Source organism: Streptomyces sp. NPDC002265 (genome assembly GCF_040296125.1).
Taxonomy (GTDB): Bacteria; Actinomycetota; Actinomycetes; order Streptomycetales; family Streptomycetaceae; genus Streptomyces.
The window spans coordinates 1-8,881 of record NZ_JBEOWS010000380.1; the positions used below are offsets into that span (position 1 = coordinate 1).

General features: G+C 73.1%; 8 protein-coding genes and 1 tRNA gene. 6 read left to right on the top strand and 3 right to left on the bottom strand.

Annotated features, from left to right (window positions below; all coding sequences use genetic code 11):
- Window positions 1-1,999: hypothetical protein (locus ABT085_RS39725; RefSeq protein ID WP_351619858.1), on the bottom strand; the 1,999-nt coding region annotated here is incomplete at its 3' end.
- A gap of 103 nt (window positions 2,000-2,102) precedes the next feature.
- Between ABT085_RS39725 and ABT085_RS39730 the strand changes: the two genes are divergently transcribed.
- On the top strand, window positions 2,103-2,549 hold the full coding sequence (locus ABT085_RS39730) for an SRPBCC family protein (RefSeq protein ID WP_351619867.1): 447 nt from the start codon (window positions 2,103-2,105) through the stop codon (window positions 2,547-2,549).
- A 39-nt stretch (window positions 2,550-2,588) separates the two neighbouring features.
- Window positions 2,589-2,660, top strand: a tRNA-Val gene (locus ABT085_RS39735).
- Window positions 2,661-2,762: 102 nt separating this feature from the next.
- On the opposite strand, the gene ABT085_RS39740 is transcribed toward ABT085_RS39735, so the two are convergent.
- The gene (locus ABT085_RS39740; RefSeq protein ID WP_351619869.1) at window positions 2,763-3,488 is read right to left on the bottom strand and encodes a 3'-5' exonuclease; all 726 of its coding nucleotides are present in this window, start codon (window positions 3,486-3,488) and stop codon (window positions 2,763-2,765) included.
- Window positions 3,489-3,656: 168 nt separating this feature from the next.
- Between ABT085_RS39740 and ABT085_RS39745 the strand changes: the two genes are divergently transcribed.
- The 3 genes from ABT085_RS39745 to thrS all read left to right on the top strand — a co-directional run bounded on the left by ABT085_RS39745 (window position 3,657) and on the right by thrS (window position 7,513).
- On the top strand, window positions 3,657-4,223 hold the full coding sequence (locus ABT085_RS39745) for a DUF4365 domain-containing protein (protein ID WP_152888253.1): 567 nt from the start codon (window positions 3,657-3,659) through the stop codon (window positions 4,221-4,223).
- Window positions 4,220-5,443, top strand: coding sequence for a hypothetical protein (locus ABT085_RS39750; RefSeq protein ID WP_351619873.1), 1,224 nt, complete (start codon window positions 4,220-4,222; stop codon window positions 5,441-5,443). The genes ABT085_RS39745 and ABT085_RS39750 overlap by 4 nt, the downstream gene beginning before the upstream one ends.
- A 93-nt stretch (window positions 5,444-5,536) precedes the next feature.
- Complete coding sequence (gene thrS / locus ABT085_RS39755; protein ID WP_351619876.1) at window positions 5,537-7,513, top strand: threonine--tRNA ligase; 1,977 nt, start codon at window positions 5,537-5,539, stop codon at window positions 7,511-7,513.
- A gap of 11 nt (window positions 7,514-7,524) precedes the next feature.
- On the opposite strand, the gene ABT085_RS39760 is transcribed toward thrS, so the two are convergent.
- Window positions 7,525-8,202 (bottom strand): potassium channel family protein, encoded by a 678-nt coding sequence (locus tag ABT085_RS39760; RefSeq protein WP_351619879.1) that lies wholly within the window; start codon window positions 8,200-8,202, stop codon window positions 7,525-7,527.
- 67 nt (window positions 8,203-8,269) lie between these two features.
- Here ABT085_RS39760 and ABT085_RS39765 point away from each other — a divergent pair, with 67 nt between their 5' ends.
- Window positions 8,270-8,830: an HIT family protein gene (locus ABT085_RS39765; RefSeq protein ID WP_351619882.1), complete on the top strand. Its 561-nt coding sequence runs from the start codon at window positions 8,270-8,272 to the stop codon at window positions 8,828-8,830.
- Window positions 8,831-8,881 lie beyond the last annotated feature (51 nt).

Genomic DNA, 8,881 nt, shown 5'->3' on the forward strand with positions numbered 1-8,881 from the left:
GCAGCGCGTACGCCTCCGGGGCGCCGACACCCCAGGACGCCAGCCGTACCCAGGCGGCCAGGACGAACAGGGCCGCCGCGGCGTGGCCCACGGGCCGGCGGTCGGCGCGGACCGCCGTGGCCGCGGCGATCACACCGGTCAGCGCCAGCACCAGGGCCAGGAACGCCGGCTCGGTGAGGGCCAGGCCCACGGCCAGGAGTGCGGCGGCGGCGCCGGTGACCTCGACCGGCACCCTCGCCCCGGACGCACCGGGCCGGACGGCGAGCAGGGCGGCGAGCCCGGCCGCGGCCACCGGGACCACGAGGACCAGCAGGGCCGTGTACCGCGTCGGCCAGCCCGCCGCGGCGCCGGTCGCGCAGGCCAGCGCGGCCGCATGGACGAGCGCCGCCGGAGCGGTGACCGCGGTCGCCTCCCGGCGCCCCGAGGCCGCCGCGAACAGCACGGTCAGTACGGACAGCACGGCCAGCGTCGCGGTCTCGGTGGCGAGGGCGAGGAAGGCCAGCGAGAGCGAACCGGCCACGGCGAGGACGGTGACGGTCAGCCGCGGCAGCGGGTGCAGACGGCCGCCGGCCACGGCCGCCAGCGCTGCCGCCGTGACGGCACCCTGCGCCCACAGACCGGCGGCGTACGGGAGCGCGAGGACCGCGGGCAGGGCGAAGGCCGCACCCCAGGCCAGGACCAGCGCGCCGGCCAGGGCGCGCGGGCGCCGGACCTCGTCCCGCACCAGCACCACCAGCACGACGGCGACCAGCGCCGGGGCGATCAGCAACTGCGGAGCGTGCGCGGGCCACGGCAGGTACGCCGTCACCGCGGCACGGGCGTCCGCCGGGGCGCCCGACCAGGCCCGCCCCGCCCGGCCGAGCGGACCCGCCGACGCGACGGCGAGGAGCGGCAGCGCCGCGGCGAGCGCCACCAGCTGCACGGCGCCGGAGGCCCGCAGCAGGCCGACGCGCACGGGCTCGGGGAGGCGGCCGCGCGGCACCGCAAGCAGCACGACACCGCAGACCAGACAGGCGGGCACGGTCCAGCCGTCGGGCAGCAGCGTCCGCAGCAGGCCACCGCCTGCCGCCACCGCCAGCAGCCCGCCGACCGGCGCGGTCACGAGCGCGGCCGACGGCGGGCGCGCCGTCCAGGCGGCCCCCAGCGCGATCGCCGCGGCGAGGCAGAGGAGCGCCGCCGCACGGGCGGCGGCGCCCGGACCGGTGGCCGTCCACGACAGCCAGCCGGCCGCCGACGCCCCCCAGGCGCCCAGGCCGCACGCGCCGCCGGCGGCGACGTACCGCACGGGCCGGGTGGCCGCCCGCAGCGCCACGACCGTGTCCGCCCCGGCCGTCACCAGGAGCGCGGCCGTCACCCCGTACGCTCCCGCGTCGACGGCGATCGCGCCCAGCAACAGCGGGAGTTGGGCCGCGGCCAGGGCGGCGGGCAGCGGCAGGCGCAGGGCGTCCAGGGCCCGGCCGTACCCCGCCCAGAGCCCGGCCAGCACCGCCGTCGCGATGGCCGCGTACGCCGTGCCGTCGACCGCCGTGAGACCGGCCTCGTGCAGCGCGTACGCGTCGAGCGCGGTCAGTGCCGTCCCCAGGCCCGCGACGGACTCGGCCGTCGAGCGCAGACCGCGCCGCAGCAGTGCCACCGGCGCCGCCAGCACGGCCAGCGTGAGCGCGCCCAGCACCGCGCACCGCCCGGTCATCCCCAGGTGCCCCCAGCTGACCAGGGTGAACACCATCGCCGCCAGGGTGAGCAGCACACCGCCGAGCAGCAGCAGCGCGTTCTGCACCCCGGGGGCGGAGGCCTCGGGCCGGGGCGGAGCCGCCGGCGGCCCCCATGCGGGCTGCGGCGACCGCAGGCCGGGCCGCGGGGCGTCCGGTTGCGGATCCGGTCGCAGGACGGTCAGCAGCCAGGCGCGGCGGGCCAGCAGCTGGGCCCGGCGGGCGTCGAGCCGCCACAGCTCGGCGTCGATGAGCCGCAACTCCTCGGCGGGCGGCGGAACATGTGTCATGTCCGCGAGTGTGGCCCGGGTCACGGCGTACGGCATGAGCGTGGGTACTCAGGGCGTACTCAGATCCCGGGAGAAACCGCCGGGGGCCGGGCAGACTCCGGACATGGACTGGACCCACTACCGCTTCCGCAGCCGCTGGACGCTGCCCGCGCCGCCCGCGACCGTCTACGCGGCGCTGGAGCGGGCCGACGACTACCCCCGCTGGTGGCCGCAGGTCCGGGAGGTGACCCGGCTCGACGACATCACCGGAGTCATCCGCATCCGCTCGCTCCTGCCGTACGACATGACGTTCACGGCGCGCGAGGTGCGGCGCGACCCGGCGGCCGGTGTCCTGGAGATCGCGATGTCCGGCGACATCGAGGGCTGGGCGCGCTGGACGGTCACCGCGCACGGCGACGGCACCCTCGCGCACTACACGCAGGAGGTGGCGGTGAACAAGCCGCTGCTCAGGCGGTTCGCCGTGCCGGGACGGCCTGTCTTCCGCGCCAACCACCGGCTGATGATGCGCGCCGGACGGCGTGGACTGGCCGCCCGGCTGCGCGCGGTTTGAACGAAGCCCGCAGTGCCCTGTATGGTTCAGTCCGTTCCCGGGCGATTAGCTCAGTGGGAGAGCGCTTCGTTCACACCGAAGAGGTCACTGGTTCGAACCCAGTATCGCCCACCGGGAAGGGCCGGTCCGTATCCGTACGGACCGGCCCTTTTGCATGCCGTCCCGGTGTCGCCCGGTTGCGTCCTGCTGCTGTCCGGACGCAGGGTGGCCTGCTCAGGCGGCGGCCGGCAGCTCCGGGCGCAGCGGCCAGGCCTGGTCCACCACCTCCTCCGTGCCGCTGCGCGCGAACCAGGCCTGGAGGCCGCGCGCCTGGGCCGCGTGCCAGCCCGTCTGGAGGGTGTGCAGCTCGGCAGGGGAGAGGCGCTCCAGCCGGGTCGCGAACCGGCGGCCGAGCGCCCGCACGACCTCCAGCGCGGCCAGCGCGTCCTCCGCCGCGTCGTGCGCGCCCTCCAGCGTCACGCCGTAGTGCGCGCACAGGTCGGTGAGTGTGCGGCGGCCCTTTCGGTAGCGGTCCAGATGCTTGTCCAGCACCCGTGGGTCCAGCACCCGCAACGGCGACGCGTCGAACCAGCGGTCCAGCGACGAGGCCCGGTGCCGGCGCAGCTCGCGGTCCAGGAGGGTCAGGTCGAACGGCGCGTTCATCACCACCAACGGGCGCCCCGCGGCAGCCTGTTCGGCCAGCACCTCGGCTATCTCGTACATCACCGGCGCCGGCCAGCGGCCGTTGCGCTGAAGATGATCCTCCGTCAGCCCGTGCACCGCCGTCGCCCCGGCGGGCACCGGCACGCCCGGATTCACCAGCCAGCGGCTCACCCGCGGCCGCATGCCCGGGGCGTCCTGGACGACGAGGGCGGCCGACACTATGCGGTCGGTCTCGACGTCCACGCCCGTTGTCTCGGTGTCGAACGCGGCCAGGGGCCCGTCGTACCAGTACGTCATAGGAACACAACTCCTCGTTCACCCACGGCAGGTGACGCACCTTCTTCTGCCTGTTTGGTGATACCCGGGCCGTTTGCGCCGTACGCCGGAAGGACACAACAGGAGTACGGGTCTTTGCAGTTCAGCGGCCCATCGTGGGCAAACCTCTGGCTTGGAAGGCTGTTGGTCATGGCGATAGCGCAGCCCGAGCGGGGCGGGCTGCTGCCCGAACGGACGGCACCCCATCGCGGCACACTCGCCACCACCGCCTGCATGGAGACATTGCAGGTGGGGTATCTGCACGCGGTCGCGGCGGCCGCGGGATGCTCGTTGTCCCAGCCCTTTCCGGACAACGGCATCGACTGGCACGTCAGTCACAGCGCGCCCGGACACACCGTCGACGACGAGGTGACCATCAAGGTGCAGCTGAAGTGCACCTACCAGATCCGGCCGAACCCACCGGGCCGCTTCTTCTCCTTCACGCTCGACAACGACCACCTGGCGAAGCTCGCCCGCACGCCCGTCTCGGTGCACAAGATCCTGGTCGTGATGCTCGTGCCCAGATCCCAGGACGACTGGCTGCGTGCCAGCCACGACCGCCTGGACCTGCGGCACTGCTGCTATTGGGTCAATCTGGCGGGGGTGCCCGTCACCGGACGGCACCGCACCACCGTGCGGATACCGACCTCACGCATCTTCGACGACCGGGCGCTGTGCGAGATCATGACGCGGGTCGGGACGGGAGGCAGACCATGACGCACCGCCCGCTCGAAGGGACCCTGCGCCCTGTGCGGCCGCATCCCGAGGCCCACTGGGAGAGCCCGCCCGCACCCGGCGAGGTGGACCCGGCCGTGCTCGGCGCCCTGCTGCGCCGGCACGGCTGGCAGCGCCGCGGCGGCGCCCCCGGACGGTACGGGCGCTGGACGCCGCCCGGCCAGGGCGGCGCGGGCACGAGTCTGCTGGTGCCCGAGAGCCGCGCCTTCCCCGACAGCGACGACCTGCTGAGCGAGGCACTCGTCGCGCTCGCCCGCAGCGGTACGCCCTCCGCGCGCGAGGTGCTGGTCGGGCTCACCGTGCCCAGCGACGAGATCCGCTGGTGGCGGGACGTGCCCAGCGGGCCCGCCGGAGCCGCGCCCTGGAGCGTGCAGGAGCAGCTGCGCTCCGGCGCCCGCCAGATGCTGCTGGCCTGCGCGCTCGCCACCCGCGCCCGGGCCGGCTACTACGGTGCCCGGCACCGGCGCTCGGCCGCCGCGCTGCTGGAGAGCGTCCTCGTCGGCTCGGCCGCCGAGGGCGGCAGCCTGACCGCCTTCGTGCCCGTCGCCACCGCCCGCCCGCTCGTCGTCCGGCTGCACCAGGCGCTGTACGCGGCCCGGGAGGCCATCGACTACCAGCGCGCCACCGGCGGGATGGACGCCTTCGACGGAGCCGTCGAGGCGGGCGTCAGCCGTGAGCTCACCGAGGCGCTGATCATCCTGGTGCGCGGTGCCGAGGGCGCCCGGATCGCCGTGGACTGGGCGCCGGCGGCCGGTGTGCCCGAGGACTGCGCGGCCGGGGTGGAACCCGTCGAGTTCTCGCCCGGCGACCTGCCGGTGCTGCGCGAGGCCGGCGCACGCTATCTGCGCGAGGAACCGTCCGTACCGGTGCGGATCACCGGCACCGTGGAGCGGATGCGCAGGTCCGGACCCCGTGGCGAGGGGGCCGTACGGCTGAGGGTGATCGCCGGCGCCGAGGTCCCGCACGTCCGGCTGACCCTGGACGAGGAGGACTACCGCATCGCCGGACAGGCCCATCTGGTCGGGCTGCCGGTGCGGGTGCACGGGAGGCTGGAGAGCCGGGGCGGTTTCCGCAGGCTCACCGGCGCCGGCGGGGTCGTACCGGTCCAGGTGGACGAGGCGGAGCGGGACCGGCTGATGAAGTCGCTCCAGGAGAACCTGGACTTCTTCGAGGAGGCGTGCACGGGCGAGGACCGACCGTAACCGTTTCGCGGTGGGCGGGTCGGGGTCGGTACGATCCCAGTCATGCGCGCGCTCCCGTATGGCGCCGCACCCACCTTCAGTCAGGAGAGACCGGTGTCAGACGTCCGCGTGATCATCCAGCGCGATTCCGAGCGGGAAGAACGCGTGGTGACGACGGGCACTACGGCCGCCGACCTCTTCGCCGGCGAGCGCTCGATCATCGCCGCGCGTGTGGGCGGCGAGCTCAAGGACCTCGCCTACGCGGTCCAGGACGGCGAGACCGTCGAGGGCGTCGAGATCTCCTCCGAGGACGGCCTGAACATCCTGCGCCACTCCACCGCGCACGTGATGGCCCAGGCCGTGCAGGAGCTCTTCCCCGAGGCCAAGCTGGGCATCGGCCCGCCGGTGCGGGACGGCTTCTACTACGACTTCGACGTCGAGAAGCCCTTCACGCCCGAGGACCTCAAGGCCATCGAGAAGAAGATGCAGGAGATCCAGCGCCGCGGGCAGCGCTTCTCCCGCCGTGTCGTCACCGACGAGGACGCCCGCGAGGAGCTCGCGGCCGAGCCGTACAAGCTGGAGCTCATCGGCATCAAGGGTGCCGCCTCCACGGACGACGGCGCGGACGTCGAGGTGGGCGGCGGCGAGCTGACCATCTACGACAACCTCGACGCCAAGACCGGCGAGCTGTGCTGGAAGGACCTCTGCCGCGGTCCCCACCTGCCCACCACCCGCAACATCCCGGCGTTCAAGCTGATGCGCAACGCGGCCGCCTACTGGCGCGGCAGCGAGAAGAACCCCATGCTCCAGCGCATCTACGGCACCGCCTGGCCCTCCAAGGAGGAGCTGAAGGCGCACCTCGACTTCCTCGCCGAGGCCGAGAAGCGCGACCACCGCAAGCTGGGCAACGAGCTGGACCTGTTCTCCATCCCGGAGCAGATCGGCTCCGGCCTCGCCGTCTTCCACCCCAAGGGCGGCATCGTCCGCCGGGTCATGGAGGACTACTCGCGCCGCCGGCACGAGGAGGAGGGCTACGAGTTCGTCTACACCCCGCACGCCACCAAGGGGAAGCTCTTCGAGACCTCGGGCCACCTGGACTGGTACGCCGAGGGCATGTACCCGCCCATGCAGCTCGACGAGGGCGTGGACTACTACCTCAAGCCCATGAACTGCCCGATGCACAACCTGATCTTCGACGCGCGCGGCCGCTCCTACCGCGAACTGCCGCTGCGCCTGTTCGAGTTCGGCACCGTGTACCGGTACGAGAAGTCGGGCGTCGTGCACGGTCTGACCCGGGCCCGCGGCTTCACCCAGGACGACGCGCACATCTACTGCACCCGCGAGCAGATGGCGGACGAGCTCGACAGGACGCTCACCTTCGTCCTGAACCTGCTGCGCGACTACGGCCTGACCGACTTCTACCTGGAGCTGTCCACCAAGGACCCGGAGAAGTTCGTCGGCTCGGACGAGGTCTGGGAGGAGGCCACCGAGACGCTGCGCCAGGTCGCCGAGAAGCAGGGTCTCCCGCTGGTCCCGGACCCGGGCGGCGCCGCGTTCTACGGCCCGAAGATCTCCGTGCAGGCTCGCGACGCCATCGGCCGCACCTGGCAGATGTCGACGGTCCAGCTCGACTTCAACCTGCCCGAGCGCTTCGACCTGGAGTACACCGGTCCCGACGGCGCCAAGCAGCGTCCGGTCATGATCCACCGGGCCCTCTTCGGCTCCATCGAGCGGTTCTTCGCGGTGCTCCTGGAGCACTACGCGGGCGCCTTCCCGGCCTGGCTCGCCCCCGTCCAGGCGGTCGGCATCCCGATCGGCGACGCGCACGTGGAGTACCTGGAGAAGTTCACGGCGGCGGCCAAGGCCAAGGGCCTGCGCGTCGAGGTGGACTCGTCCTCCGACCGCATGCAGAAGAAGATCCGCAACGCCCAGAAGCAGAAGGTGCCCTTCATGGTCATCGCGGGCGACGAGGACATGGCGGCCGGATCGGTCTCCTTCCGCTACCGCGACGGCTCGCAGGAGAACGGCATCCCGTTCGACGAGGCCATCGCGAAGATCGCGAAGGTCGTCGAGGAGCGGGCACAGGTCTGATCCCGCAGACCTCAGGGGCCCCCGGAGCGATCGCCGCTGCGGGGGCCCTCGGTCTCTTCCGGGCGGGCGAACACCTGGAGCAGCCAGGAGGAGAACGAGCCGGTGACCGCGCCGAGGAGCGCCAGACCGCAGGCCATCATGAACACCGCGATCGTCCGCCCCAGCGGTGTCACCGGCGCGACGTCCCCGTAGCCCACGGTCGACAGGGTGGCGGCGGCCCACCAGACCGAGTCGCCGAACGTCTTGATGGTGGCGTCCGGGGCGCCGCGCTCCTGCTGGAGCACGGCGAGCGCGCCCGAGAAGCCGAGCAGCACGGACGACAGGCTCGCGTACGCCATCACCCGCAGGGGCAGCGGGAGCCGCGGCTGCCCGCGCCGACGCTGTACGGCGTCGTACGTCTTGACGACGCGCAGCGGCCGCAGCAGGGGCAGGAGCACGACCATCGTGTCCAGCAGATGCCGGTGCACGAAGCTCAGGCGCTGCCCGCTGATCCGCCAGCGCACCAGGTAGTCGGCGATGAACAGGGCCCAGGTCGCACCGGTCACCGCCAGACAGAGCGCATGCCAGAAATCGGACAGACCCTGGCCCAGCACGTGGACCGCGTACGAGGCCAGGAAGAGCAGCGATGCCAGCGCGAGCGGGAGCTCCGTGCGGTGCTCCCAGCGCAGCATGCGGTCGTCGTCGTCCATCGGGCCAGCTTCGCCCGCGACGCCTTTGCCCGAACCCCGCCGACACGCCGCGAACGGGCGAAGCCATATGCTGCCTTGCATGACGAGTGAGCCGGAACAGCAGATCGGAGTGGGGACGCAGGACGCGTTCCAGCGCCTGTGGACGCCCCACCGGATGGCCTACATCCAGGGGGAGAACAAGCCGACCGGCCCGGGCGCGGAGGACGGCTGCCCCTTCTGCGCGATACCGGCCAAGTCCGACGAGGACGGCCTGGTCGTCAAGCGGGGAGAGCACGTCTACGCGGTGCTGAACCTCTACCCGTACAACGGCGGCCACCTGATGACCGTGCCCTACCGTCATGTCGCCGACTACACGGACCTGACCGGGGCGGAGACCGTCGAGCTCGCCGAGCTGACCAAGCAGGCGATGACGGCGCTGCGTGCCGCGTCCGGCGCACAGGGTTTCAACATCGGCATGAACCAGGGCGCGGTGGCGGGCGCGGGCATCGCCGCCCACCTCCACCAGCACATCGTCCCCCGCTGGGGCGGCGACACGAACTTCATGCCGGTCGTCGGGCACACCCGGGTGCTGCCGCAGCTGCTCGCGGACACCCGCAAGATGCTGGCGGAGGCCTGGCCCACGGCCTGAGGCGACCGCGACCGCGAACCGACACCGCCCTCGTACGGGCCCGGGCGGGCC